This window comes from Streptomyces rubiginosohelvolus (assembly GCF_014649875.1).
GTDB classification, from domain to species: domain Bacteria; phylum Actinomycetota; class Actinomycetes; order Streptomycetales; family Streptomycetaceae; genus Streptomyces; species Streptomyces rubiginosohelvolus.
In genome coordinates, this window is the sequence record NZ_BMTW01000010.1 from 52,171 (window position 1) to 77,662 (window position 25,492).

Here is a 25,492-nt window from a genome sequence, read left to right on the forward strand (position 1 = left end):
TGCTCCGTTCGTCTGCTGCGCCGGTTCGTTGCTGTCTGCACTGTTCTTATCAGACGGCTGAGCGCACGCTTAGCCAGTGGCGGTTTTCAGTCGCTGCCGGGGGTGCGCCGGGGCTCCTCGAAGCGGACGACGACCGACTTGCTGGCCGGGGTGTTGCTGGTGTCGGCCGTGGAGTCGAGGGGGACCAGGACGTTGGTCTCCGGGTAGTAGGCGGCGGCGCAGCCCCGGGCGGTGGGGTAGTGGACGATGCGGAAGCCCTCCGCGCGGCGTTCCACGCCGTCCTTCCACTCGCTGACGAGGTCGGTGTACACGCCGTCGGCGAGGCCGAGGGCGGCGGCGTCCTCGGGGTTGACCATGACGATGCGGCGGCCGCCCTTGATGCCCCGGTAGCGGTCGTTCAGGCCGTAGATGGTGGTGTTGTACTGGTCGTGGGAGCGCAGGGTCTGCAACAGGAGCCTGCCGTCGGGGAGTTCGGGGTACTCGACGGGGGCGGCGGTGAAGTTGGCGCGGCCCGTGGCGGTGGGGAAGCGGCGCTCGTCGCGGGGGGCGTGCGGGAGGGCGAAGCCGCCGGGGCGGGCGATGCGGGTGTTGAAGTCCTCGAAGCCGGCGACGACGCGGGAGATGCGGTCGCGGATGGTGCCGTAGTCCCGCTCGAATTCCTCCCACGGCGTACGGGAGCCGGCGCCGAGGACCGCGCGGGCGAGGCGGGCGACGATGGCCGGCTCGGAGAGCAGGTGGGGGCTCGCGGGGGTGAGGTTGCCGCGGGAGGCGTGGACCATGCCCATGGAGTCCTCGACGGTGACGAACTGCTTGCCGCCCGCCTGGACGTCCTTGTCGGTGCGGCCCAGCGTCGGGAGGATCAGGGCGCGGGTCCCGGTGACGGCGTGGCTGCGGTTGAGCTTGGTCGAGACGTGGACGGTGAGGCGGGCGCGGCGCATCGCGGCCTCGGTGACGGCGGTGTCGGGCGTGGCCGCGACGAAGTTGCCGCCCATGGCGAAGAAGACCTTCGCCTCGCCGTCGCGGAGCGCCTGGATGGAGCGCACCACGTCCATGCCGTGGTGGCGGGGCGAGGCGATGCCGAATTCCTTGTCGAGGGCGTCGAGGAAGGCCGGTGCGGGCCGTTCGAAGATGCCCATGGTGCGGTCGCCCTGGACGTTGGAGTGGCCGCGCACCGGGCAGACCCCGGCGCCGGGGCGGCCGATGTTGCCGCGCAGCAGAAGGAAGTTGACCACTTCGCGGATGGTGGGCACGGAGTGCTTGTGCTGGGTGAGGCCCATGGCCCAGCAGACGATGGTGCGCTCCGACGCGAGGACCAGGGCGAGCGCCTGCTCGATCTCGGCGCGGGTGAGGCCGGTGGCCTTCAGCGTCTCGTCCCAGTCGGCCGCTTCGGCGGCCTTCGCGAACTGCTCGTAACCGTGGGTGTGTTCGGCGACGAACGCGGTGTCGACGGCGCCCTCGGTGGCCAGGACCAGCTTGTTGAGGAGCCGGAAGAGGGCCTGGTCGCCACCGATGCGGATTTGCAGGAAGAGGTCGTTGAGCGGGGTGCCCTTGAGCATGCCGTGCGGGGTCTGGGGGTTCTTGAACCGCTCCATCCCGGCCTCGGGCAGCGGGTTCACCGAGATGATCTTCGCTCCGGACTGCTTGGCCTTCTCCAGGGCGGACAGCATCCGGGGGTGGTTCGTGCCGGGGTTCTGCCCGGCGACGATGATCAGGTCGGCCTGGTGGATGTCCTCCAGGGAGACGCTGCCCTTGCCGATGCCGATGGTCTCGTTGAGCGCCGAGCCGGACGACTCGTGGCACATGTTGGAGCAGTCCGGCAGATTGTTGGTGCCGAACTCACGGGCGAAGAGCTGGAGGAGGAACGCGGCCTCGTTACTGGTGCGGCCGGAGGTGTAGAAGAGGGCCTCGTCGGGGGAGCCGAGCGCGGTCAGCTCCTCGGCGATGATCGCGAACGCCCGGTCCCAGGTGATCGCCTCGTACCGGTCGGCGCCCTCAGGGAGGTACACCGGCTGGGTGATCCTGCCCTGCTGGCCGAGCCAGTAGCCGCTGCGCTCCGCGAGGTCGGCGACCGGGTGCGCGGCGAAGAAGTCGGGCGTGACGCGACGCAGGGTCGCCTCCTCGGCCACGGCCTTCGCGCCGTTCTCGCAGAATTCCGCGATGTGCCGCTTGTCGCCCTCGGGCCAGGCGCAGCCGGGGCAGTCGAAGCCGTCCTTCTGGTTGACCTTGAGGAGGGTCTGCGCGGTGCGGCGCACCCCCATCTGCTGCTGGGAGATGCGCAGGGAGTGGGCGACGGCGGGCAGCCCGGCGGCGGCGTGCGGGGCCGCTTCGACCTGCGGGGCGTCCTGGACCGGGTCACCGGTCGGCGGCTTGGTGGCCATGATGCTGCTCCCCTTCGAGCGCTCTTCCGCGTGGCGAGGTGGTGCATGTCCTCACCATCGATCCTGTCACGGCCGCGCAAGGCCGTGCCGGTCCGGATTGTCAGTGGGGCGTGGCAGGATCGGGGGCGTGGCTGAGACGGCATCGAACAAGACGGCAGACAACCGACCGCGCCTGCTCCTCATGGACGGGCACTCCCTGGCGTACCGGGCGTTCTTCGCCCTGCCCGCGGAGAATTTCACGACGGCGGTGGGGCAGCCGACGAACGCCGTGTACGGCTTCATGTCGATGCTGGCCAACACCCTGCGTGACGAGGCCCCTACGCACTTCGCGGTCGCGTTCGACGTGTCCCGCAAGACCTGGCGGGCGCAGGAGTTCCCGGAGTACAAGGCGAACCGCTCCAAGACCCCCGACGAGTTCAAGGGGCAGGTCGAGCTGATCGGCGAGCTGCTGGACGCGATGCACGCGGACCGGTTCGCGGTGGACGGGTTCGAAGCGGACGACGTCATCGCGACGCTGGCGACCCAGGCCGAGGCGGCCGGGTTCGAGGTGCTGATCGTCACCGGCGACCGGGACTCCTTCCAGCTGATCACGGACAACGTGACCGTGCTGTACCCCACCAAGGGGGTCTCCGAGCTGACCCGGTTCACCCCGGAGAAGGTCGTCGAGAAGTACGGGCTCACCCCCCAGCAGTACCCGGACTTCGCCGCCCTGCGCGGCGACCCGTCGGACAACCTCCCGGGTATCCCCGGCGTCGGTGAGAAGACGGCCGCGAAGTGGATCAACCAGTTCGGTTCGTTCGCCGAGCTGGTCGAGCGGGCCGAGGAGGTCAAGGGCAAGGCCGGGCAGAATTTCCGCGACCACCTGGACGCGGTGAAGATGAACCGCGTGCTGACCGAGATGGTCCGGGACGTGGAGCTGCCGAAGACCCCGGCCGACCTGGAGCGCGCTCCGTACGACCGCACGGCGGTCACCGGTGTCCTGGACATACTGGAGATCCGCAACCCGAGCCTGCGCGAGCGCCTCCTCGCCGTCGACCCGGGGGCGGCCGAGGCCGAGCCGCCCGCGCCCGCCGCCGGGATCGAGCTGGACGGGGCCGTGCTCGGCTCCGGCGAGGTCGCCCCCTGGCTGGAGGCGCACGGCGCACAGCCGCTCGGCGTCATGACCGTCGACACCTGGTCGCTCGGGGCCGGCACGGTCACCGAGGTCGCGCTCGCCGCCGCCGACGGGGCCGCCGCCTGGCTGGACCCGACGCAGCTGGACGAGGCCGACGGTCGGGCGTTCGCCGCCTGGGTCGCGGACCCGGCGCGCCCCAAGGTCCTGCACAACGCGAAGAACGTCATGCGGGTCTTCCCTGAGATGGGCTGGCAGCTCGAAGGCGTCGCCATGGACACCGCGCTCGCCGCGTATCTGGTGAAGCCGGGCCGCCGGTCCTTCGCCCTGGACGCGCTGGCCGTGGAGTATCTGGGCCGCGAGCTGGCCCCGGCCGCCTCCTCCGACGGGCAGCTGGCCTTCGGCGCGGACGACCGGGCCGAGCAGGACGCCCTGATGGCCCAGGCCCGCGCCGTCCTCGACCTGGGCGACGCGTTCACCGCCCGGCTGAAGGAGGTGGGCGCGGCGGAGCTGCTGCACGACATGGAGCTGCCGACCTCCATCCTTCTGGCCCGCCTGGAGCGCCACGGGATCGCCGCGGACCGGACCCATCTCGAAGGCATGGAGCAGCAGTTCGCCGGGACCGTGCAGCAGGCGGTGAAGGAGGCGCACGCGGCGGTCGGCCGCGAGTTCAACCTCGGATCGCCCAAGCAGCTCCAGGAGATCCTCTTCAACGAGCTGGGCCTGCCGAAGACGAAGAAGACCAAGACGGGATACACGACGGACGCGGACGCGCTGGCCTGGCTGGCCGCGCAGACCGAGCACGAGCTGCCGGTCCTGATGCTGCGCCACCGCGAGCAGGCCAAGCTGCGGGTCACCGTCGAGGGCCTGATCAAGACGATCGCCGCCGACGGACGCATCCACACCACGTTCAACCAGACGGTCGCGGCGACCGGCCGGCTCTCCTCCACCGACCCGAACCTGCAGAACATTCCCGTCCGCACCGACGAGGGCCGGGCGATCCGCCGGGGCTTCGTCGTCGGCGAGGGCTTCGAGACGCTGATGACGGCCGACTACAGCCAGATCGAGCTGCGGGTCATGGCGCACCTCTCCGAGGACGCCGGTCTCATCGAGGCGTTCACCTCCGGCGAGGACCTGCACACCACGGTCGCCTCGCAGGTCTTCGGCGTCGAGAAGGACGCGGTCGACGCGGAGATGCGCCGCAAGATCAAGGCCATGTCCTACGGCCTGGCCTACGGTCTCTCCGCCTTCGGCCTCTCCCAGCAGCTGGGCATCGACCCCGCCGAGGCCCGGGTGCTGATGGACACCTACTTCGAGCGGTTCGGCGGGGTACGGGACTATCTCCACCGGGTCGTCGAGGAGGCCAGGGCCACCGGCTACACGGAGACGATCCTCGGCCGCCGCCGCTATCTCCCCGACCTCAACAGCGACAACCGCCAGCGCCGCGAGGCCGCCGAGCGGATGGCGCTCAACGCCCCGATCCAGGGCACCGCGGCGGACATCGTGAAGGTCGCGATGCTGCGGGTGGACAAGGCGCTGACCGAGGCCGGGCTGACCTCGCGGATGCTGCTCCAGGTCCACGACGAAATCGTCCTGGAGATCGCGAAGGGCGAGCGGAAGCAGGTGGAGGAGATCCTGCGCCACGAGATGGCGAACGCCGTCGAACTGCGCGCCCCGCTCGACGTCTCGGTCGGCGTCGGCAAGGACTGGGAGTCCGCCGCGCACTGAGCCACGGACGCAAGGGGCGGGCCCGGAACCATGGTTCCGGGCCCGCCCCTTCCTCTCTGCCGCTAACCCCGGCCGGCCGGTGCCTCCGTCCGGGGTTCCTCCGGTACGGACACGGGCCCGCCGGGTCCCCGCGTCCTCCGCCGCAGCAGCATCCACGCCCCGTACAGCAGCAGTCCGGCCGCCAGCCCCGCGCCCGCGCCGAAGCAGGCCGTCGGAATGATGTCGAGCGGGCTCTCCACCCGGCCGAAGTGGGCGTACCAGCGGGCGCACCGGTGGACGACACCGGCCAGCACGCACAGCGCCAGCAGACCGAGCGCACCCCACCGCTCCCGGCGGCCGAGCACCGGCACCTCCACGGGCGCGGCGACGGCCGGGGTCCGGCGCAGCCCGGTGGCGACGAACCAGCCGATGACCACGAGGGCCAGCGCCGAACTCCCGTACTGCACGAACTGGAACACCGGGAAGCCGCCGACGCTCCGGTTCAGGAACGGCAGCAGCTCCGTGCCCCACCGGCTGTGGTGCGTGAACGCGTCCCACACCACATGCGTGGCCGCGCCCAGCGCACCCGAGAGGGCGAACCACAGCCAGGCGGACGGACCGAAGGAGGCCCGCGTCCACCGCTGCCCCCGGACGAACGCGTGGACCCGGCCCCGGACCCGTACCGGCAACAGCGCCACCAGCGGCTCCCGCAGCAGCGCCCACACCGCGACCAGCGCGGCGGCGATGGCCACGTTCACCGTGACGATCCCGGCGAGGGTGTGCGTGAACGACCCGAACTCCATCGCCCCGGGGACCACCGTGTCCGCGAAGTAGGTGATGTCGGGCGCGAACGAACCGGCGACGAGGGCCGAGGGGAACAGCGGCCACCGGGCGGTCCCGTTCCGGCGGATCGCCGGGAGCACGGCGGCGGCATGACTGAGCGTGAACGGCATGGCGGCAAGTATGCGGGACCGTCGGGGCAGCCTTTCGTGGCCCACCGGACAACGTGCGCCCGCGAACGTGAAAAAACAGTAAGAAGCGGTCAGCCCTCGGTGCCTGGGCGACACAAGGTGCCGTAGGGTCGCTGGAGTCGTTGCGCTGGGGAGCGCGAGCAGCCTTCGAGGGGGAGGGACCGGAACGTATGGCAGCGCACATTCGCCGACGTCTGCGCAAGGGGGCCACGACCACCGCCGTGGCAGCGGCCGCGGTGGCGGCGCTCGCGGCCTCGCAGGCGCCCGCGGCGACCCTGGCCGACGGATCCGCGGGCAGCGGCGACCCGAAGGCGGCGGGAGAGGACACCGCGAGCGGCGAGACCGACGGCGCCGCCACCGGCAACTCGCCCTATTACACGGACCTTCCGCCCCTGGTCACGCCCGACAAGCCCGGTTCGTCCAGCAATCTTCCGGCGGCGGGCAGCGCCGAAGCGGGCATTCCGGCGTCCGTCCTGGCCGCGTACAAGCAGGCCGAGCGGACCGTCGCGACCACCGACCCCTCCTGCCGACTGCCCTGGCAACTCCTCGCGGCCATCGGCAAGGTCGAGTCCGGCCAGGCCCGCGGCGGCCGCGTCGACGCGAACGGCACCGCCAGCCCCCGCATTCTCGGCCCGGCCCTCAACGGCCAGGGCTTCGCGCTGATCAAGGACACCGACGGCGGGGCGTACGACGGCGACGCCGTCCACGACCGTGCGGTCGGCCCGATGCAGTTCATCCCCTCGACCTGGGCCTCCTGGGGCCAGGACGCCAACGGCGACGGCCGCAAGGACCCCAACAACATCTACGACGCGGCGCTCGCCGCCGGCCGCTACCTCTGCGCCAACGCCCGCGATCTGGCCCTCGCAGCCGACCTCGACCAGGCCGTGCTGAGCTACAACCGGTCGACGGAGTACCTGCGCACGGTCCGCTCCTGGTACTCCTACTACCAGCGCGGCACGCACGAGATCCCCGACGGCACCGGCACGCTCCCCAGCACCCCGAGCACCCCCTCCCCGAGCCCGCGTCCGGGCACCGGTTCGGGCCCGAGCGCCACCCCGAGCCCGAAGCCGTCCCCGGACAAGCCCGGTGGCAAGCCGAGCCCGGGCCCCTCGAAGCCCGGTGGCGGGGGCTCCACCAGCCCGACGCCGAAGCCGCCCACCCCCAAGCCGACACCGCCGTCCGCCACCTTCGGCTCCCTGGAGAACGCGGGCACCGGACCGCTGCGCGCCACCGCGGGCCAGGAGTTCGACGAGCGGGTCTCCGTGCTGGCGCGCAACGCGGTCGGCGCCCCGCTCGCCAAGGTGCCCGTCACCTTCACCGTCACCGGCGGCACCGGGACGCTCTTCGCGGGCGGCAAGAAGACCGTGACGGTGCGGACCGGGGCCGACGGCACCGCCACCGCGCCGAAGCTCCAGGCCGGCGAGAAGGCCGGGGAGTTCACCGTGACCGCCGTCGCGGGCACCGGCCGCCCGCGCACCCTGACGTACGCGGCGACCGTCACCGCCCGCCAGGCCGACGCGATCGCCCGGACCGACGAGAAGGCGCTCGTCGCCGCCCCCGGCGAGAAGTTCGCGGACGCCGTCACGGTCAAGGCCACCTACAAGGACGCGGCCGCGGCCGGAGTGGCCGTCACCGCCACCATGGTCAAGGACCGCCTGGGCGTCATCGACAACGACAAGGGCCCGTACTTCAAGGACGCGGACGGCAAGCCGGTCCGCACCCTCACCACGCTGACGACGGACGCCGACGGGCAGCTGCGGCTCCCGGAGATCTTCGCCGACGACAACGAGGGCACGTATCTGCTGCGCCTCACCACCGAGGGCGGCGCCTCGGTCGTCATCGAACTCACCGTCAAGGCACCGGAGGAGACGACCCCGGAGGAGCCGGCGCCGGACGCGACGGGGACCCCCGCGGCCACCAAGCCCTGACCCGGCTCTCCCCGCAGCGAGTCCCACAGCCCCTCGGCCCCCCGGCCGAGGGGCTGTCCGCTCTGTTCTCATCTCGCGCCCCGGTTGCTACGGTGCCCCAGCCCTGACGGCCCATCAGGCCGCCGTCGCCGGACCACCGCCCCGGGAGGCCGAGCATGCGTGCCCTCGTCGCCGCCGCCATCGGACTGGCCGCCGCCCTCGCGCTCGTGTTCACCGTCTCCGCCATCGGCTCCCCGGCCGGGGAGACCTCGCCGAAACCCCTGCTGACCACCGTCCCGGGACCGAAGAGATAGCCGCCGCAGAGGGAAGAGGTCACCACCATGCGCCGCCGAGCCGGTCTCGTACTCCTGGCCTTCGCCGTGTTCTTCGCCGCCCTGTCACCGCTGCTGCGCTGGTACGCCTTCCCGCGGCTGGCCAAGATCCCGGCCGGCCAGTACCAGGAAGTCGTCCTGGAGGCGAAGCCCGCCGTCCTCCTCGACTACTCCACCCTCAAGGCGAAGAAGGTCGACAAGGTCACCATCGTCCAGACCCTCAAGGGCAATGTGGAGGAGTCCGAGAAGATCGAACGCAGCGCCGGACGCGACGTCGTCGTCTGGGACGCCCTCTCCTACGTCCAGGGCCCCGACGGCAAGATGGTCTCCGCCATCCCCGAGCGCTACATCTTCGACGCCCACACCCAGGCCCCCGTCAACGCCACCGGCGAGATGGTCGACGGCGACCCGGTCCGCCGCGAGGGCATCGAGTTCAAGTGGCCCTTCCTCACCGAGAAACGGGACTACGAGTACTTCGACGCCCAGACCCGCACCACCGCCCCCATCCACTACCGGGGCACCCGCACCTTCCGCGGCCTGGAGGTCTACTACTTCGAGCAGACCATCCCGTGGACCAAGGTCCCCATGCCGAAGAAGATGCCCATCGAGGGCATCACCGCCGAGCAGATCGCGCAGACCGGCATGACCCGCTGGTACACCACCAAGCGCATGTTCTGGGTCGACCCGGTCACCGGCGCCCCCGTCAACGGCGAGGAGATCCACCGCGAAGAGCTGCGCGACGCCAAGAAGATGGGCATGTCCGAGGACACCGTCACCGCGTTCTCCGGCCATGTGAAGATGCGCGAGGACTACATCGTCGACACCGTCGGCCTGGTGAAGTCCCAGCGCGTCCTGGTCCTCCTCCTCACCTCGTACCTGCCCTGGGGCTTCCTGGGCCTCGGCATCGGACTGGCCGCGCTGGCCCTGTGGCTGGAGGCCCGCTCGCGGCGGCCCGAGACCCCTACGAACGCTTGAGCCTCGCCGACGTGTACCGCGTCGCCGGTACGGTCGCGGGGTCCTCCGGCCACGGATGCTTCGGGTAGCGGCCGCGCAGCTCCGCCCGCACCGCCTTGTAGCCCTCCCGCCAGAACGACGCCAGGTCCGCGGTGACGGCCGCGGGGCGTCCGGCGGGGGAGAGGAGGTGCACCAGGACCGGCACCCCGGCCACCCGGGGCGTCTCGGCCAGCCCGAACAACTCCTGGAGCTTCACCGCCAGTACGGGCTGGTCCCCGCCGTACTCCACCCGGATCCGGGACCCGCTCGGCACCTCGATCCGCTCCGGCGCCAGCTCGTCCAGCCGGGCCGCCTCGCCGGTCGCCCAGGGCAGCAGCCGCCGCAGCGCCTGGCCCGCGTCAATCCGGCTCAGATCGGAGCGCCGCCGGGCCCGCGACAGCTCAGGCTCCAGCCACGCGTCCGGATCCGCCAGCAACGCCCCGTCCGACACGTCCGGCCACGGCGCCCCCAGCACCCGGTGCAGGAACGCCAGGCGCGACCGCAGCTGCTCGGTGTCCCGGTTCCAGCGCAGCAGCCCGAGCCCTTCGCGCCGCAGCCCGTCCACCAGGGCCCCGCGCACCAGCTCCGGATCGGGCTGCTTCAGCGGCCGTACCGCCAACTCGACCGCCCCCAGCCGGTCCACGGACCGGGCGGCCACCTCGCCGTCCATCCAGCGGACCTCCTCGCCCCGCACCCGCAGATGCCCGGCGGCCGCCAGCGCGGTGTCCTCGTCGAGCACCGCCGCCAGCCGCACCCGCGCGGACGCCGCGTGGGAGGGCCGGTCCGCGACCGCCACCGCCAGCCAGGGCGAGCGGCGCAGCGGCGACCCGTCCCGCAGTTCCGCGCCCGTGCCCGACGCCATCAGGAACGCCCCGTCGCCCCGGGCCCGCGCCACCCGCTCGGGGAACGCCAGCGCGGCGACGAGCCCGACGACGGCGTCATCGGAACGACCCTCGCCGGAGCCGGAGCCGGAGCCGGAGCCGGAGCCGGAGCCGGAGCCGGAGCCGGAGCCAGCCCCGTCCACCTGGCCCGACAGCCGCCGCACCTCCTGCTTCCAGCGCGCCGCGTACCCGTCCTGGCCCCGGCGGGCGGTCCGCAGCGCCGCCGCGAGATCGTCCCCGTACTCCCTCGGCGGCTCCTCGCTCAGCAGCGCCACCACCTCCGCAGCCCGCCGCGCCCCGACCTCCGCCGCCCCGTCCAGCAGGGCCCGCGCCAGCCGGGGGTGCAGCCCGAGCCGGGACATCCGTACACCGCGCCCGGTGACCCGGCCGCCGCCGTCCACCGCGCCGATCGCGTCCAGCACCTCCCGGGCCGCGCCCATCGCCCCGGCCGGCGGCGGGTCCAGCAGGGCGAGTGAGGAGGCGTCCGGATCGCCCCAGCACGCCGCCTGGAGCGCGAACGCCGCGAGGTCGGCCACCTTGATCTCCGGGGCAGGGAAGCGCGCGAGCCGCCCGTCCTCGGCCTGGTCCCAGCACCGGTACACCGCCCCCGGAGCCTCCCGCCCCGCCCGCCCGGCGCGCTGCCGCCCGGCCGCCTGCGAGGCCCGTACAGTCGTCAGGGCGCTCAGCCCCCGGGCGTGGTCGGTACGCGGCTCCCGCGCGAGCCCCGAGTCGACGACGATCCGCACGCCCGGGACCGTCAGCGACGACTCCGCCACCGAGGTCGCCAGCACCACCCGGCGTACGCCGGACGACCCGGCCAGCACCGCGTCCTGCACGGCGGCCGGAGCCCGCCCGTGCACCTGGAGCACCTCCGCGTCCACCCCGGCGAGCTGCCCGGCCACCCGGCCGATCTCCCCGACGCCGGGCAGGAAGCAGAGGACGTCCCCCTCCCGCTCCGCCAGCGCCCGCCGCACGGTCGCCGCCACATGCGTCAGCAGCGCCGGATCGACCCTCATCCCGTGCGGCGGCTTCACCGGCCGCGCGGGCGGGGCCCAGAGGACCTCCACCGGGTACGAGACGCCCTCGGCCTCGATCACCGGGGCATCGCCCAGCAACCGCGCCCAGCCCTCCGCGTCCGTGGTCGCGGACGCCGCCACCAGCCGCAGATCGGGCCGGATCGCCTCCCGTACGTCCAGGAGGAAAGCCGCGACCGTGTCCGCGTCCAGGTGCCGCTCATGGCACTCGTCGATGATCACCACGTCGACCCCGGCCAGCTCCTGGTCGCGCTGGAGCCGCTGGAGCAGCACCCCGGTGGTCACGACCTCCACCACCGTCTCCCGCCCCACCACGCGCTCGCCGCGCACCGTGAAGCCGACCCGTTCGCCCGGCCGCTCGCCCAGCAGCCAGGCCATCCGCCGCGCCGCCGCCCGCGCGGCGATCCGGCGCGGCTCGGCGACCAGGACCCGGCGCACCGGCCCGTTGCCGGTCAGCCCGGCCAGCACCAGCGGGACGAGCGTCGTCTTGCCGGTGCCCGGCGGGGCGCACAGGACGGCGACGCCCCGGTCGTCGAGCGCGCGCTCCAGGGCGGGCACGGCGGTGCGGACGGGCAGGCGGTCCAGGGCTTCGGTACGGATCACGCCCCCAGTGTCGTACGGGGCGGACGCGGTCCGGACGGTCAGTCCCGCTCGCACACGAAGATCGCCGTGCCCGGGATCAGGTTGCCGCGCAGCGGGGACCAGCCGCCCCACTCCTGGTCGTTCCAGGCGGGCCATTCCGGTTCGACCAGGTCGACCAGCCGGAAACCGCCCGCGACCACGTCCCGGACCCGGTCGCCGAGCGTGCGGTGGTGTTCCACATAGACGGCGTCGCCGGCCTCGTCCTGTTCGACGTAGGGGACGCGGTCGAAGTAGGAGGCGGCGACGGAGAGCCCCTCGGGCCCGGGCTCGTCCGGGAACGCCCAGCGGATCGGATGCGTCACGGAGAACACCCACCGCCCGCCGGGCCGCAGCACCCGGTGGACCTCGCGGAAGACCCGCACGGGATCGGCGACGAACGGCACCGCCCCGTACGCGGAACAGGCCAGGTCGAAGGAGCCGTCCCGGAAGGGCAGCCGGCCCGCGTCCGCCTCCACCAGGGGGAGTCCCTCGCCGATGCGCAGGGCGTGCTGGAGCTGGCGGTGGGAGAGGTCCAGCGCCACCGGGCGGGCGCCCCGCGCGGCCAGCCAGCGCGAGCACTGGGCGGCCCCGGCCCCGATCTCCAGGACGTCCAGCCCCTTGAGGGCGGTCGCGGGCCCCAGCAGGGCGGCGTCCGCCTCGTCCAGCCCCTCGGGACCCCAGACGAACCGGTCGTCCCCCAGGAAACCGCCGTGGTCGCTCTGGTACTCGTCGGCGTTGCGGTCCCACCAGCCGCGGCTGGCCCGGCTGCTCTCGGCCTCGTCCGCCGCCCGGCGCGTGGCTTCCGGCTCCGCGGACTCTGCGGGTTCTCCGGGTTCCGAGGAGTAGGTCCCGTGGATCTCTTGGCTCATCGTGCCCGTCGTTGTAGTTTGCCTTCACCCGCCGCGTGCGGTCCGTACCAGGGGCGTACCCCGGGGGTACGGAGGCGTGCTCGCGGCGCCGTGCCGTAGTGTTCTCGGGCCGATGTGGCCTCGGAGAACACGAGTTGTGCCGGGTTTGGGGCGATGCGCCCCGGGTGTGCGCCTTCGCGCATTGACCCTGTCCGGCTGCCCCCGTATGCTACAAGTTGCGCTGCGAGCCTGCGCGCCTCAGACCTAGCAGGCCGCGCTCGCGTCTGTTGCATGTCCCCTCGGTTGTCGAGGCGTCTCTCCGGAAACGGATTGCGCGCTTTCCAGGCTGTCCGGCTTCTGCAGAGGCGATACGGGCTTTCGGCGTAGCAGTACCTACGACTCTCTGTCCGTACCGGAGCCCTTTCCCACATGACGAGCAGCACCGAGACCACCGCCACCACTCCGCAGGTTGCGGTCAACGACATCGGCGACGCGGACGCGTTCCTCGCGGCGATCGACGAGACGATCAAGTACTTCAACGACGGCGACATCGTTGACGGTGTCATCGTCAAGGTTGACCGGGACGAGGTTCTCCTCGACATCGGTTACAAGACCGAAGGTGTCATCCCGAGCCGCGAGCTCTCGATCAAGCACGACGTCGACCCGAACGAGGTCGTCAAGGTCGGCGACGAGATCGAGGCCCTGGTTCTCCAGAAGGAGGACAAGGAAGGCCGCCTGATCCTCTCGAAGAAGCGCGCTCAGTACGAGCGTGCCTGGGGCACCATCGAGAAGATCAAGGAAGAGGACGGCATCGTCACCGGTACCGTCATCGAGGTCGTCAAGGGTGGTCTCATCCTCGACATCGGCCTCCGTGGCTTCCTCCCGGCGTCGCTCGTCGAGATGCGTCGTGTCCGCGACCTCCAGCCCTACGTGGGCAAGGAGCTCGAGGCGAAGATCATCGAGCTGGACAAGAACCGCAACAACGTGGTCCTGTCCCGCCGTGCCTGGCTCGAGCAGACCCAGTCCGAGGTTCGCCAGACGTTCCTCACCACCCTGCAGAAGGGTCAGGTCCGCTCCGGCGTCGTCTCCTCGATCGTCAACTTCGGTGCCTTCGTGGACCTGGGTGGCGTCGACGGTCTCGTGCACGTCTCCGAGCTGTCCTGGAAGCACATCGACCACCCCTCCGAGGTTGTCGAGGTCGGCCAGGAAGTCACCGTCGAGGTCCTCGACGTCGACATGGACCGCGAGCGTGTCTCCCTGTCGCTCAAGGCGACGCAGGAAGACCCGTGGCAGCAGTTCGCCCGGACGCACCAGATCGGTCAGGTCGTCCCGGGTAAGGTCACCAAGCTCGTTCCGTTCGGTGCGTTCGTCCGCGTCGACGAGGGCATCGAGGGTCTGGTCCACATCTCCGAGCTGGCCGAGCGCCACGTGGAGATCCCGGAGCAGGTCGTCCAGGTCAACGACGAGATCTTCGTCAAGGTCATCGACATCGACCTCGAGCGCCGTCGCATCAGCCTCTCGCTGAAGCAGGCCAACGAGTCCTTCGGTGGCGACCCGGCCTCGGTCGAGTTCGACCCGACGCTGTACGGCATGGCCGCGTCGTACGACGACCAGGGCAACTACATCTACCCCGAGGGCTTCGACCCCGAGACCAACGACTGGCTCGAGGGCTTCGAGGCGCAGCGCGAGGTCTGGGAGACCCAGTACGCCGAGGCGCAGCAGCGCTTCGAGCAGCACCAGGCCCAGGTCATCAAGTCCCGCGAGGCCGACGAGGCCGCTGCGGCCGAGGGCGCTGCTGCCCCGGCCGGCGCTGCTCCGGCCGCCTCCGGCGGCAGCGGTGGCGGCGGCGGTTCGTACTCCTCGGAGTCGGCGGACAACTCCGGCGCCCTGGCGTCGGACGAGGCCCTTGCCGCGCTGCGCGAGAAGCTCGCGGGCGGCCAGAGCTGACGCTCTGACCCCGGCGGCTCATCGGCTGCAGTAGCTGTAGAGCGGTAAGTGAGGCCCGTTCCCTTCGGGGGGCGGGCCTCACTCGCGTATCCGGACGCTCAGGGGGTGACGGCGATGTTGGTCAGCCCCTTGCCGCCGGTGACGGTGTTGCTGGCGTAGACGGTGGTGCGGCAACTGGAGCTGTTGTTGGTGACGTTGATGGCGAGCTGCCTGTCGCCGGTGGCCCCGGTCAGGTTCGAGGAGTTGTTCCGGAAGACGGTGCCGCAGCCCCAGCCGCTCTGCTGGGTGTGCGTCTCGTAGCCGTTGTTGGTGGTCCGCGACCCCTTGTTGCCTTCGACCAGGACGTTGTTGCCCTTCACGTCGACCCAGGAGTCGTCGTAGTTGGCGCCGGTCAGGCCGTGGCCGTCGAAGGTGTTGCCGATGATCCGCGCGCCGGTCGTGCCTTCCTTGATGTCGACGGACTCGCCGCCGACGTCCGGCCCGATGGTGTTGTTCAGGATCTGCGCGTTGTCGCTCCGGTCGGACAGATCGCCGGCTGAACCGACGTACACGCCCTCGCCCATGCCGCGCCCGTTCTGCCCGGTGTCGTAGATCCGGGAGTTCTTCAGGACGCCGTCTCTGCTGGACTTGCGGAAGTGGACGCCCTCCATGTCGAGGTCGTGCACGGTCACCGCGTCGATCACGACACCGTTCGCCGCGTCGGCCATGATGCCCTTCTGCCCGCCCTTGATGGTGACCCCGTGGACCGTCCAGTACGAGGCGCCGTTGAGGTGCAGCCCGTAGCCGCCGCCCGCCGTCAGCACAGCCTTGCTGGAGCCGGTGAGGGTGATCCGGGCTCCGGAGGCGCCGGGCCGGGTGGCCTTGAAGTTGCCGGTGTACGTGCCGTCGGCGAGCCGGATGGTGTCGCCGGGGGAGACGGTGGTGAGCGCCGACTTGAGCTGGGCCGCGGTGCTCACGTCGATGACCGCGGCGTTCGCGGGCCCGGCGCCGGCCAGGGTGAGACCGCCGGCGGCCAGGGCGGCGGCGAGCAGGACGGTGAGGGGGGAGCGGGTGCGCATGGGGGTGCCTTCCCGTCGGAGGAGTCCAGATGTTCTCGTACATGAATGTGAGACGCGTCTCTGAACGCGTTGCCCAGTGACGGTAGGGACCCGGGCGGGGCGCGTCAAGGTCTGGACCAGGATCGGCGGGGATGGTGCCGGACGCGGTGAAGCGCCTTCGCCCCCACCGCAACTGACGCGCCGTGACCCGCCCTCGGAGGGGAAAGATCAGGGCGCGGGGAATGCGCGTGCGGCCGGTCGTGTTCTTGTCTAGGAACACGAGGAGGAGCGGTAACCGTGCCTGATCCGCAGAGTTTGTACGAATGGGAGCCGAAGGGCCTGGCCGTCGTCGACATGGCGCTGGCCCAGGAGTCGGCCGGCCTGGTCATGCTCTACCACTTCGACGGCTACATCGACGCGGGTGAGACCGGCGAGCAGATCGTCGAGGGTTTGCTGGAGACGCTGCCCCACCAGGTCGTCGCACGCTTCGACCACGACCGGCTCGTCGACTACCGCGCACGGCGCCCCCTGCTCACCTTCCGGCGCGACCGCTGGGCGTCCTTCGAAGAGCCCGCCCTGGAGGTCCGGGTCGTCCAGGACGCCACCGGAGCGCCCTTCCTGCTGCTGTCGGGCCCGGAGCCGGACGTGGAGTGGGAGCGGTTCGCCGCCGCCGTCGAGCAGATCGTCGAGCGCCTCGGCGTCCGGCTCGCGGTGAACTTCCACGGCATCCCCATGGGCGTCCCGCACACCCGCCCCGTCGGCATCACCCCGCACGGCAACCGCACCGACCTGATGCCCGGCCACCGCAGCCCCTTCGACGAGGCCCAGGTGCCCGGATCCGCCGAGGCCCTCGTGGAGTACCGGCTGATGGAGGCCGGCCACGACGTCCTCGGGGTCGCCACCCACGTACCGCACTACGTGGCCCGCTCCGCCTACCCGGACGCGGCGCTCACCGCGCTGGAGGCGATCACCGCCGCGACCGGTCTGGTGCTGCCCGCCCTCGCGCACTCCCTGCGCACCGAGGCTCACCGCACGCAGACCGAGATCGACCGGCAGATCGGCCAGGGCGACGAGGAGCTCGTCTCCCTCGTCGAGGGCCTTGAGCACCAGTACGACGCCGTCGCCGGCTCCGAGACGCGCGGCAACCTCGTCGCCGAGCCGGTCGACCTGCCGTCCGCCGACGAGATCGGCCGCGAGTTCGAGCGGTTCCTCGCCGAGCGGGAGGGCGAGGGCTGAGCGCCCGGGACCGGCCCGTAGGCTGCCGCCCATGCTGAAAGTGGGCCTGACCGGCGGCATCGGCGCCGGCAAGAGCGAAGTGTCGCGGCTGCTCGTCTCGTACGGGGCCGTCCTCATCGACTCCGACCTGATCGCCCGTGAGGTCGTCGAGCCCGGAACGCCCGGACTCGCGGCCGTCGTCGAGGAGTTCGGGCCGGACGTCCTGACCGCCGAAGGCACCCTGGACCGCCCGGCGCTCGGTGCGCTCGTCTTCGCCGACGACGGGCGGCGGGCCGCCCTCAACGCGATCGTCCACCCCCTGGTGGGCGCCCGCGCGGCCGAACGGGAACGGGCGGCCCCCGAGGACGCCGTCGTCGTCCACGACGTCCCCCTCCTCACCGAGAACGGGCTCGCCCCCTTCTACGACCTGGTCGTGGTCGTCGACGCCTCCGCCGAGACCCAGCTCGACCGGCTCGTGACGCTGCGCGGAATGACGGAGTCCGACGCCCGTGCCAGGATGGCCGCCCAGGCCACCCGGGAGGAGCGCCGGGCCGTCGCCGACCTGATCGTGGACAACGACGGGCCGCGGGAGGCGCTGGAGGCCCGGGTCCGCGAGGTCTGGGACGAACTGGTCCGCAGGGCTGCCGCTGCCGGCTGAGCGTGGCTGAACGGAACGCTCCGGCCGGAACAGCGCAGCAGGGCCGGATGTTGGACACGCGCGGGGAGACCGCGAGGAGAGGAAGGGACGCTACCGTGCCCGAGAGGAACCCGGAGACCGACGTCATCGACTTCCGTGCGGCCGAGCAACTGCTCGACGCCCGGGACCCCCGGGGCGCCGTCAAGCTCCTCGACTCGGTGATCGCCGCCCACCCGGAGAACACCGCCGCCCGGCTGCTCCGCGCCCGGGCCTTCTTCGCCGCCGCCCAACTGCGTCCCGCCGAGCTGGAATTCGAGCTGGTGCTGGAGCGCGAACCGGACAACGCGTTCGCCCACTTCGCCCTGGCCCGCACCTTCGAACGGTCCGGCAACCCGGAGCGGGCGACCCGGCACTTCCGCCTGGCGGCGGCGCTGGATCCGAAGCCGGAGTACCTGCGGGCGGCGAAGTTCGACGAGCGGGGCTGACGGGGCGCGTCAGGGGCGCCCGGAGGGCGGATCGGTTCGTCCTCCACCCGCCCGCCCGCTGTCGGCGCCGGGACTCTGCCCGCGCGGACGGCCGTCGCCGTGGTCCGGCTCGTACGGCGGGATGTCACGGCCCGGCTGGTAGTGCGGGCCCTGGCGCATGCGGTACGTGATCACGCAGAGGTCCACCACCGCGAGCAGCAGCACCACCGCGCAGGCCGCCGCCCAGCCCGGCCGCCCGTTCATCGCGAAGGCCACCAGGCCGAAGAGGGCCCAGGCCGTTCCCCACAGGCTCAGCCAGAGCCGCATCCGCAGCGGACTGCGGGCGGTCGCGGGTTCACTGCCCGTACGCATGGCGATCACCTCACTGTCCAGCATGGACCCACCCGGCGGCGGAACGGAAAGCGGTGGCCGGAACAGCGGCGGGGCGGGGAACCGCGCCCGGAGACGGCTCGTTCCCCCTCCATGGGCGAATCACTGGTACGTGAGGGGTACGCGGGGACGGGTCCCGGAGCCATCACGCCGGACGGCTGCGCGGTGGAGCTGTACCGCCGGCTGGCCGTCGGCGACGAGCCGGACGTGATCGCGGGCGTGGCCCCCGAAGGGGCGAGCATCCTCGAACTGGGCTGCGGGGCGGGCCGGGTGACCCACCCGCTGGTGCGGCGCGGGTTCCGGGTGACGGCGGTGGACGAGTCGCCGGAGATGCTGGAGGAGATCGTCGGGGCGCGCACGGTGCGCAGCTCCATCGAGTCGCTGGACCTCGGCGACGAGCGGTTCGACGTGGTGCTGCTCGGCTCGTTCCTGGTCCACGCGGGCGAGCACCGGGTGCGCGACGGGATGCTGCGTGTCTGCCGGGCCCATGTGCGGGACGACGGGATCGTCCTCGTCCAGCGCGAGGGCGTGGCGCACCGCTCGGAGCTTCCGTGGGAGCGGAGCGACCCGTCCGGGTGCCTGGTCCGGATCGTCTCGGCGGATCCGGTGGGCGACGGTGTGCGCTCGGTGCGCGCGGAGTATCACTTCGACGACGCGCGGTGGACGCAGACCTTCCTCTCCCGGGAGCTGTCCGACGAGGACCTGGCCGGACATCTCGCGGCGGCGGGGCTCACAGTGGAGCGCACCCTCACCGACGACGGCACCTGGCTGCTGGCCCGCCCGACGCTTTGACCGGGCAGGTCCTTGGTTCGCGGGTCAGTGCACGAAGCTGTAGCTGCGCCACGGGCCGCTGCCCGGCGCCGTCACATCGCTGAAGCGGGTCGGTACGTAGGTCGTCCCCCGGCCCGTGCAGTCACGGGTGCGGTAGAGGATCACGTCGACCAGCGTCCCGTTCTCCACCTCGTGGGCCCCCGCCGGGGCGATCCGGTGGCAGCCGCGTACCGACGGGCTGTTCACCTGGATCACCGCTTCGCGTTCCGTCGTGTAGGTCACTGGGCCCACCGCGGTGCGGCCGAGCCCGGAGCAGCCCGTGGCGGCGAGGGCGAGGAGCGAGACTCCGGCGGTGACGGCGAGACGGCGTCGGCGGCGGGGAACGGTGGCGGTCACGGACATGGGCGGGTCCTCGTCTGCTCGTCCGGTGCTCGTCCGGTGAAGTCGGTACGTCGGAAAAGACGTGCTGGCGCTGGCCACCCTGCCCGGCCCGGTCACCCCCGGCATCCCGGGCGCGGCCGACCGGGCGAGCAGCGGAGCGACGGGGGTTCACCGGCCGCAGCCGTTCGGCCCTCACCGAGCGTGGCGGCCCGCTCGCGGAGCCGGGGGCGCCCGAGGCGTACTCCTGACCGGTGGGGACGCTCCTGAGCTGGTGCGATGCGGTGGGCGTCCGCAGTGTCAGACCTCCCGCCTAGACTCGCTGAGTCAGCACATTCCGTGCCGACGGAGACCGGAGCCCCGGATATCGGCGCCCCGGAGACCGGGGATCGAGCGGGAGGGGGAGTGCACATGACGGAACAGACCCGTGAGGGCGAGGCGCGGACCGCCGACGTCGCCCGCCTGCTGCGCCATCCCGCGGTCTTCCTGCCCGGACCGGTGCCCAGGGAAGGCCGCATCGCCTTCTGGGACCCCCGCGCCGACGTCGGCCCCCATGCCGACGGCGGCCCGTGGCGTCCCGACCCCGCTCCGGAGCGGACCGGGACGCCCTTCGCGTACGCGGACGCCACCGCGCGTCCCGACACCGTCCCGTACACCGCCGCCCGGCTCACGGTCGTCCGGCCGGACGACGCCGCGGGCCCCGGGGGCGTCCGCACCGCCGAGGTACCCGCGGCCCTGCTGTCCGTGGCCGACGCGCTGCCCCTGCTCGTCCGGGCCCGGCAGCAGGCGTCCGCCCACCCCGCCACGCGCTGCTGGGGCGCGGCAGCCCTGCACGCCCTCCACCTCGTCGCCCGGGGCCGGATCCTCCCCGGTCTCACGGCGGACGGCCACGACGCCTGGCGGGCCGGTCCCTCGGACGCCGAGGACGTGGCGCATCTGCGGGCGGTCGCCGCCGCCCTGCCGCCCGAGGGGCACGCGGTGCCGGTCCCCGGCTCCGAGCCGCCCCGGCTGCCCGACCCCGAGAAGCTGACCGGTGCGTTCCTGGACGCCGTCGCCGACACGCTGCCGCGCACGCCCGCCGCCGCGTTCGCGATGGGCGCGCCGTTCGCCGCCCGCGAGCCCCAGCATCTGCCCCAGGCCGCCGCCTGGGCCGTCGAGGTGGCCTCGGGCCTGGACGCGGGCGTGCGGGTCTCGCTGCGCCTGGACCTCTCCGCGTACGAGCTGTTCGACACCGCCGACACCTATGCGCTCACCGTCGCCCGCGAGGAGGCGGAGACCGCCGGCGAAGCCGCCCGGCCGGAGCATGCGGACGACCCGGCGGTCCGCCCCGCCGCCGCGGCGATCGTGCAGGTGCACAGCCTCGCCGACCCGACGTACGTGGTGGACGCGGCGGCCCTGTGGAACGGCGGGGCGGGCGAGCCGTTCGGGCCCCGCTCCCAGGTCGACGCGGTGCTGGCCCTGCGCCGCGCCGCCCGCGTCTGGACCCCGCTGGAACGACTCCTGGGGCAGCCCGTCCCCGATGTGCTCGCGATCACCGAGGACGAGCTGTACGAGCTGCTGAGCGACGCCGGGGCCCGGCTGGCCGCCGCCGGGGTCGAGGTGCGCTGGCCGCGCGAGCTGGCCCGTTCGCTCACCGCGGCCGCCGTCGTGCGGCCCGCGCCCGGATCGGCCACCGACGGCACGTCCTTCTTCGACGCCGAGCACCTCTTCGCCTTCGACTGGCAGCTGTCCCTGGGCGACGAGCGGCTGACCGAGGCCGAGATGGACCTCCTGGCCGAGGCGCACCGCCCGGTGGTGCGGCTGCGCGACCAGTGGGTGGTCGTCGACCCCGCGCTCGTACGCAAGGCGCGCAAGCGGGAGCTGGGGCTCCTGGATCCGGTGGACGCGCTGGCGGTCGCGCTCACCGGCAGCGCGGAGGTGGACGGCGAGCGGGTGGACGCCGTCCCGGCCGGGGCCCTCGCCGCGCTCCGGACCCGCCTCCTCGCCGACGACACGACGATCGCACCGCCGCCCGGCCTCGACGCGACCCTGCGCGACTACCAACTGCGCGGTCTGGCCTGGCTGGACCGGATGACGTCGCTCGGTCTCGGCGGCTGCCTCGCCGACGACATGGGCCTCGGCAAGACGATCACCCTCATCGCCCTCCACCTGCACCGGGCGCACCCCTCGCCCACCCTCGTCGTCTGCCCCGCCTCCCTCCTCGGCAACTGGCACCGCGAGATCAACCGCTTCGCCCCCGGCGTGCCCGTGCGCCGCTTCCACGGCACGGACCGGAGCCTGAGCGATCCGGACGGCGGATTCGTCCTCACCACCTACGGCACCATGCGCTCCAGCGCGGCCCGGCTCGCCGAGCAGAGCTGGGGCCTGGTCGTCGCCGACGAGGCGCAGCACGTCAAGAATCCGCACTCCTCCACCGCCAAGGCGTTGCGCACCATCCCCGCCCCGGCCCGGGTCGCCCTCACCGGCACCCCCGTCGAGAACAACCTCTCCGAGCTCTGGGCGCTCCTCGACTGGACCACCCCCGGACTGCTCGGCCCGCTCAAGGCGTTCCGGGCCCGGCACGCCCGGATCGTGGAGAACACGGACACGGCCGCCGGTCTCGGCAACGACGAGGCGGTCGAGCGGCTGTCCCGGCTGGTGCGCCCCTTCCTCCTGCGGCGGAAGAAGTCCGACCCCGGCATCGCCCCCGAGCTGCCGCCCAAGACCGAGACCGACCACCCCGTCTCCCTCACCCGGGAACAGGCCACGCTCTACGAGGCGGCGGTCCGCGAGACGATGGCGCAGATCGAGGGGGCGGAGGGCATCGCCCGCCGGGGCCTGATCATGAAGCTGCTGACCTCGCTCAAGCAGATCTGCAACCACCCCGCGCAGTATCTGAAGGAGGAGCCCACCCGGCTCACGGGCCGCTCCGGCAAGCTCGCCCTCCTCGACGAACTGCTCGACACGATCCTGTCCGAGGACGGCTCGGTCCTGATCTTCACCCAGTACGTGTCGATGGCGCGGCTCCTCTCCGCGCACCTCGCCTCCCGTGCGATCCCCTCCCAACTCCTGCACGGCGGTACACCGGTGCCCGAACGGGAGCGGATGGTGGACCGCTTCCAGTCCGCCGAGGTCCCCGTCTTCCTGCTCTCCCTCAAGGCGGCGGGCACCGGACTGAACCTCACCCGGGCCGCCCATGTCGTCCACTTCGACCGCTGGTGGAACCCGGCCGTGGAGGAGCAGGCCACCGACCGGGCGTACCGCATCGGCCAGACCCAGCCCGTCCAGGTCCACCGGATCATCGCCGAGGGCACGGTGGAGGACCGGATCGCCGAGCTGCTGGAGTCCAAGCGGGCCCTGGCGGACGCGGTGCTCGGCAGCGGGGAGAGCGCCCTGACCGAGCTGAGCGACCGGGACCTCGCCGACCTCGTCTCCCTGCGGAGGCCCGCATGAGCCCGCGCATGAGCCCCCGTCCGACGACGGGCCCGGCCGCCCGCAGATCCGCCCCGCGCGCCCGGATCGGCCCGGACGACCTGCGGCGCACCTTCGAGGCGGTGCCCGCCCGCACCTCCGCCGGGGGTGAGCCCTTCGCCGACAGCTGGTGGGGCCGGGCCTGGGTGGACGCGCTGGAGTCCCTGTCGATGGACGAGGCCCGCCTCGCCCGCGGCCGGGCGTACGCCGACGACGGCCAGGTCGCCGCGATCACCGTCACCCCGGGCCGCGTCGTCGCCTATGTGCACGGCAGCCGCGCCCGCCCCTACCGCGCCGAGCTGCGCCTGCGCACCTTCGCCGACCTGGGCTGGGAGGCCCTGCTCGACGCGGTCGCCGAGCGGCCCGGCCATCTGTCCGCGCTGCTGGCCAAGGAGATGCCGCACTCCCTGGCCCGGACGGCCGAGGAGGCCGGGGTCCGGCTGCTGCCCGCCGCCGACGACCTCGACCCCAGCTGCACCTGCCCCGACCACGGGCGGCCCTGCAAGCATGTCGCCGCCCTCTGCTTCCAGACGGCGCTGCTGCTCGACAGCGATCCGTTCGTCCTGCTGCTGATGCGCGGCCGGGGCGAGCGTGAGCTGCTGGACGCGCTCGCCCGGCGGAACGCCGAACACTCCGCCCGCGAGCGCCCCGCGGCCCCGGCCATGCCCTCGGTCGCGGCGGGCGAGGCCTTCGCCACCCGCTTCCTGCCGCCCCTCCCGCCACCCCGCCCCGTCCCGCCGCACCCCGGCCAGCCGCCGTCGTACCCGGACCTGCCCGGTGCCCGCGACCCACTGGGCCTGGACCACCTCGCCACCGACGCCGTCGCCCGCGCCCACGCCCTGCTGACCACCGGCCGCGATCCGCTGGCCGGGTTCACCGCGTGGCAGGACGCCGTCCGCCTCGCCGCCGCGCGCCCGACCGCCGGGCTCACCGCCACCACCCGCGCGCTCTACCGCGAGCTGGCGTACGCCACCGGCCGTACGACCACCGACCTGGCCCGCGCCGTCGCCGCCTGGCGCCAGGGCGAGGCAGAGGGCCTGGCCGCCCTGGAAACGCCCTGGGACCCGCCGGCCGGCCCCTTCGACCGGGCCAGGCCCGCGCTCGCCGCCGCCGGCTTCCCGCGCTTCACGCCCTGGCGCAACCACCTCACCCACCCGGCCGGTTCGCTCCAGCTCCGCTTCGGCCAGGACATGCGCTGGTACGGCTACGAGTCCGACCCCGGGGCCGACGACTGGTGGCCGCGCGCCGCCCCGGACCCCGACCCGGTCTCCGCCCTCGAAGCCCTGCTCGCCGGCGACTCCGTCCCGGACACGGCCGGGGACGACCCCCATTACGTACGGTAAAACCCTTGGCCGTCAGGGCGTTGACCTTGCTAGCGTCCTCGACGTGGCGAAACTCAATCAGATCATCGCAGTGGAGAAGGGCGTCAAGTCCAAGGCGCACCAGGACCTGACGGCGGCCCATCACGGCCTCCAGAAGGCCGCGTTGCTGGCCGGGATCTCCCGTACCTACCAGCCCAAGGACGAGGAGGGCGAACAGCTTCCGCCCGAGTCGACGCTGGTCCAGGTCAAGGCCGAGGACGTGCTGCGGGACACCGCGACCACGCTGACCCGCCTCTTCGATGTGACCGCCACGAAGGACTGGGCGAACTGCTCGGCCCGCGCCGATGTGAAGGTCGACGGCCGGGTGCTGGTGAGCGAGGTGCCGGTGGCGTATCTGCTCTTCCTGGAGAAGCAGCTGACCGACCTCAACACCTTCGTCCGCAAGCTGCCCGTCCTGGACGCGGCCGAGGCCTGGGTGCAGGACCCGTCGACCGACTCCTGGAAGACCGAGCCGGTCCGTACGCTCCGCACCAAGAAGGTCCCCCGCAACCATGTGAAGGCGGAGGCCACCGAGAAGCACCCGGCGCAGGTCGAGGTGTACTACGAGGACATCCCGGTCGGGTACTGGACGACCGTGAAGTTCTCCGGGGCGCTGCCCGCGCGGCGCGTCAACGAACTGCTGGACCGGATCGAGAAGCTCCAGCAGGCCGTGAAGTTCGCCCGCGAGGAGGCCAACGGCGCGGAGGTCACCGACCAGCGGGTGGGTGATGCGGTATTCGGTTACCTCTTCGGGTGACCGACCATGGATTCCCCGGCCGCCGTTGACGGTGACCGGGGTGCGCGAGGAGCGCAAGCTGAAACTGAAGCTTGTCGTGAAGGCGCGGTCCCAGTGGAGGTTCGACTCCTCCCTCCGGCACGGGCCGGAGTAGCCCAAGCAGGCAGAGGCAGACCGCCGTCAATCTCAGACTCTTGCTCCAGACTCAGCATTCGCCGCCGATCGCCGGATCGAACGGGCCCGGGCCCGCGCGCGTCGAGATGCCGGTTCAAGTCCGGCCCGCAGAGCTCCGATCTGCGGTGGTCCAAAGGCAGGACGCGACG

The 25,492-nt window shown here is 72.6% G+C and carries 19 protein-coding genes; 12 read left to right on the forward strand and 7 right to left on the reverse strand.

Annotation, left to right across the window (positions count from 1 at the left end; all coding sequences use genetic code 11):
* Nucleotides 1–86: 86 nt before the first annotated feature.
* Complete coding sequence (locus IE134_RS22045) at nucleotides 87–2,378, reverse strand: FdhF/YdeP family oxidoreductase (RefSeq protein ID WP_098020637.1); 2,292 nt, start codon at nucleotides 2,376–2,378, stop codon at nucleotides 87–89.
* 127 nt (nucleotides 2,379–2,505) lie between these two features.
* On the opposite strand from IE134_RS22045, the gene polA reads away from it, so the two are divergent.
* Nucleotides 2,506–5,217 (forward strand): DNA polymerase I, encoded by a 2,712-nt coding sequence (gene polA, locus IE134_RS22050; RefSeq protein ID WP_030713187.1) that lies wholly within the window; start codon nucleotides 2,506–2,508, stop codon nucleotides 5,215–5,217.
* 62 nt (nucleotides 5,218–5,279) lie between these two features.
* Here the strand turns inward: polA and IE134_RS22055 are convergent, their stop codons facing one another.
* A complete protein-coding gene (locus tag IE134_RS22055) occupies nucleotides 5,280–6,149 on the reverse strand; it encodes a DUF4184 family protein (RefSeq protein ID WP_098020293.1) in 870 nt (289 codons plus the stop codon).
* Nucleotides 6,150–6,337: 188 nt separating this feature from the next.
* Here IE134_RS22055 and IE134_RS22060 point away from each other — a divergent pair, with 188 nt between their 5' ends.
* The 3 genes from IE134_RS22060 to pgfA all read left to right on the forward strand — a co-directional run bounded on the left by IE134_RS22060 (nucleotide 6,338) and on the right by pgfA (nucleotide 9,381).
* On the forward strand, nucleotides 6,338–8,095 hold the full coding sequence (locus tag IE134_RS22060) for a lytic transglycosylase domain-containing protein (RefSeq protein WP_189431482.1): 1,758 nt from the start codon (nucleotides 6,338–6,340) through the stop codon (nucleotides 8,093–8,095).
* Nucleotides 8,096–8,250: 155 nt separating this feature from the next.
* On the forward strand, nucleotides 8,251–8,388 hold the full coding sequence (locus IE134_RS22065) for an SPW_0924 family protein (protein WP_010061209.1): 138 nt from the start codon (nucleotides 8,251–8,253) through the stop codon (nucleotides 8,386–8,388).
* Between the two features lie 27 nt (nucleotides 8,389–8,415).
* The gene (gene pgfA / locus IE134_RS22070; protein WP_030713194.1) at nucleotides 8,416–9,381 is read left to right on the forward strand and encodes a cell envelope lipid trafficking protein PgfA; all 966 of its coding nucleotides are present in this window, start codon (nucleotides 8,416–8,418) and stop codon (nucleotides 9,379–9,381) included.
* Here the strand turns inward: pgfA and hrpB are convergent.
* Nucleotides 9,368–11,917: an ATP-dependent helicase HrpB gene (gene hrpB / locus IE134_RS22075; protein WP_189431484.1), complete on the reverse strand. Its 2,550-nt coding sequence runs from the start codon at nucleotides 11,915–11,917 to the stop codon at nucleotides 9,368–9,370. The genes pgfA and hrpB overlap by 14 nt on opposite strands.
* A gap of 38 nt (nucleotides 11,918–11,955) precedes the next feature.
* Nucleotides 11,956–12,804, reverse strand: a complete 849-nt coding sequence (locus IE134_RS22080; RefSeq protein ID WP_189431487.1) for a class I SAM-dependent methyltransferase — start codon at nucleotides 12,802–12,804, stop codon at nucleotides 11,956–11,958.
* Between the two features lie 408 nt (nucleotides 12,805–13,212).
* On the opposite strand from IE134_RS22080, the gene rpsA reads away from it, so the two are divergent.
* Nucleotides 13,213–14,730, forward strand: a complete 1,518-nt coding sequence (gene rpsA / locus IE134_RS22085) for a 30S ribosomal protein S1 (protein WP_003969826.1) — start codon at nucleotides 13,213–13,215, stop codon at nucleotides 14,728–14,730.
* A 98-nt stretch (nucleotides 14,731–14,828) separates the two neighbouring features.
* On the opposite strand, the gene IE134_RS22090 is transcribed toward rpsA, so the two are convergent.
* On the reverse strand, nucleotides 14,829–15,788 hold the full coding sequence (locus tag IE134_RS22090; protein ID WP_189431489.1) for a right-handed parallel beta-helix repeat-containing protein: 960 nt from the start codon (nucleotides 15,786–15,788) through the stop codon (nucleotides 14,829–14,831).
* A gap of 276 nt (nucleotides 15,789–16,064) precedes the next feature.
* On the opposite strand from IE134_RS22090, the gene IE134_RS22095 reads away from it, so the two are divergent.
* From IE134_RS22095 to IE134_RS22105, 3 genes are all read left to right on the forward strand, one after another.
* Complete coding sequence (locus IE134_RS22095; protein WP_030713205.1) at nucleotides 16,065–17,003, forward strand: PAC2 family protein; 939 nt, start codon at nucleotides 16,065–16,067, stop codon at nucleotides 17,001–17,003.
* 31 nt (nucleotides 17,004–17,034) lie between these two features.
* Nucleotides 17,035–17,640, forward strand: coding sequence for a dephospho-CoA kinase (gene coaE, locus IE134_RS22100; RefSeq protein WP_030713209.1), 606 nt, complete (start codon nucleotides 17,035–17,037; stop codon nucleotides 17,638–17,640).
* Nucleotides 17,641–17,735: 95 nt separating this feature from the next.
* Nucleotides 17,736–18,104, forward strand: a complete 369-nt coding sequence (locus IE134_RS22105; RefSeq protein ID WP_030713212.1) for a tetratricopeptide repeat protein — start codon at nucleotides 17,736–17,738, stop codon at nucleotides 18,102–18,104.
* A gap of 9 nt (nucleotides 18,105–18,113) precedes the next feature.
* Here the strand turns inward: IE134_RS22105 and IE134_RS22110 are convergent, their stop codons facing one another.
* Nucleotides 18,114–18,479 (reverse strand): DUF6343 family protein, encoded by a 366-nt coding sequence (locus IE134_RS22110; protein WP_189431491.1) that lies wholly within the window; start codon nucleotides 18,477–18,479, stop codon nucleotides 18,114–18,116.
* A gap of 87 nt (nucleotides 18,480–18,566) precedes the next feature.
* On the opposite strand from IE134_RS22110, the gene IE134_RS22115 reads away from it, so the two are divergent.
* Complete coding sequence (locus IE134_RS22115; protein WP_189431493.1) at nucleotides 18,567–19,265, forward strand: class I SAM-dependent methyltransferase; 699 nt, start codon at nucleotides 18,567–18,569, stop codon at nucleotides 19,263–19,265.
* A 24-nt stretch (nucleotides 19,266–19,289) separates the two neighbouring features.
* Here the strand turns inward: IE134_RS22115 and IE134_RS22120 are convergent, their stop codons facing one another.
* On the reverse strand, nucleotides 19,290–19,646 hold the full coding sequence (locus IE134_RS22120; protein ID WP_032784464.1) for a hypothetical protein: 357 nt from the start codon (nucleotides 19,644–19,646) through the stop codon (nucleotides 19,290–19,292).
* A gap of 387 nt (nucleotides 19,647–20,033) precedes the next feature.
* Between IE134_RS22120 and IE134_RS22125 the strand changes: the two genes are divergently transcribed.
* From IE134_RS22125 to IE134_RS22135, 3 genes are read left to right on the forward strand one after another with little or no spacing between them, the layout of a single operon-like run.
* Nucleotides 20,034–23,054, forward strand: a complete 3,021-nt coding sequence (locus tag IE134_RS22125) for an SCO1167/SCO6262 family helicase (protein ID WP_030713223.1) — start codon at nucleotides 20,034–20,036, stop codon at nucleotides 23,052–23,054.
* Nucleotides 23,055–23,062: 8 nt separating this feature from the next.
* Nucleotides 23,063–24,415 carry an SWIM zinc finger family protein gene (locus tag IE134_RS22130; RefSeq protein ID WP_189431549.1) on the forward strand — a complete coding sequence of 451 codons (1,353 nt, stop codon included), beginning with the start codon at nucleotides 23,063–23,065 and terminating at the stop codon, nucleotides 24,413–24,415.
* A gap of 43 nt (nucleotides 24,416–24,458) precedes the next feature.
* On the forward strand, nucleotides 24,459–25,190 hold the full coding sequence (locus tag IE134_RS22135) for a DUF7873 family protein (RefSeq protein WP_032784461.1): 732 nt from the start codon (nucleotides 24,459–24,461) through the stop codon (nucleotides 25,188–25,190).
* Nucleotides 25,191–25,492 lie beyond the last annotated feature (302 nt).

What these genes read in the sequence shown, in the direction of transcription:
- IE134_RS22125 (WP_030713223.1), top strand. Translation starts at nt 20,034, where the DNA reads ATGACGGAACAGACCCGTGAGGGCGAGGCGCGGACCGCCGACGTCGCC.
- IE134_RS22045 (WP_098020637.1), bottom strand. Translation starts at nt 2,378, where the DNA reads ATGGCCACCAAGCCGCCGACCGGTGACCCGGTCCAGGACGCCCCGCAG.
- IE134_RS22060 (WP_189431482.1), top strand. Translation starts at nt 6,338, where the DNA reads ATGGCAGCGCACATTCGCCGACGTCTGCGCAAGGGGGCCACGACCACC.
- IE134_RS22055 (WP_098020293.1), bottom strand. Translation starts at nt 6,149, where the DNA reads ATGCCGTTCACGCTCAGTCATGCCGCCGCCGTGCTCCCGGCGATCCGC.
- IE134_RS22065 (WP_010061209.1), top strand. Translation starts at nt 8,251, where the DNA reads ATGCGTGCCCTCGTCGCCGCCGCCATCGGACTGGCCGCCGCCCTCGCG.
- IE134_RS22120 (WP_032784464.1), bottom strand. Translation starts at nt 19,646, where the DNA reads ATGTCCGTGACCGCCACCGTTCCCCGCCGCCGACGCCGTCTCGCCGTC.
- rpsA (WP_003969826.1), top strand. Translation starts at nt 13,213, where the DNA reads ATGACGAGCAGCACCGAGACCACCGCCACCACTCCGCAGGTTGCGGTC.
- IE134_RS22090 (WP_189431489.1), bottom strand. Translation starts at nt 15,788, where the DNA reads ATGCGCACCCGCTCCCCCCTCACCGTCCTGCTCGCCGCCGCCCTGGCC.
- pgfA (WP_030713194.1), top strand. Translation starts at nt 8,416, where the DNA reads ATGCGCCGCCGAGCCGGTCTCGTACTCCTGGCCTTCGCCGTGTTCTTC.
- coaE (WP_030713209.1), top strand. Translation starts at nt 17,035, where the DNA reads ATGCTGAAAGTGGGCCTGACCGGCGGCATCGGCGCCGGCAAGAGCGAA.
- IE134_RS22130 (WP_189431549.1), top strand. Translation starts at nt 23,063, where the DNA reads ATGAGCCCCCGTCCGACGACGGGCCCGGCCGCCCGCAGATCCGCCCCG.
- IE134_RS22115 (WP_189431493.1), top strand. Translation starts at nt 18,567, where the DNA reads ATGGGCGAATCACTGGTACGTGAGGGGTACGCGGGGACGGGTCCCGGA.
- IE134_RS22080 (WP_189431487.1), bottom strand. Translation starts at nt 12,804, where the DNA reads ATGAGCCAAGAGATCCACGGGACCTACTCCTCGGAACCCGGAGAACCC.
- IE134_RS22110 (WP_189431491.1), bottom strand. Translation starts at nt 18,479, where the DNA reads ATGCTGGACAGTGAGGTGATCGCCATGCGTACGGGCAGTGAACCCGCG.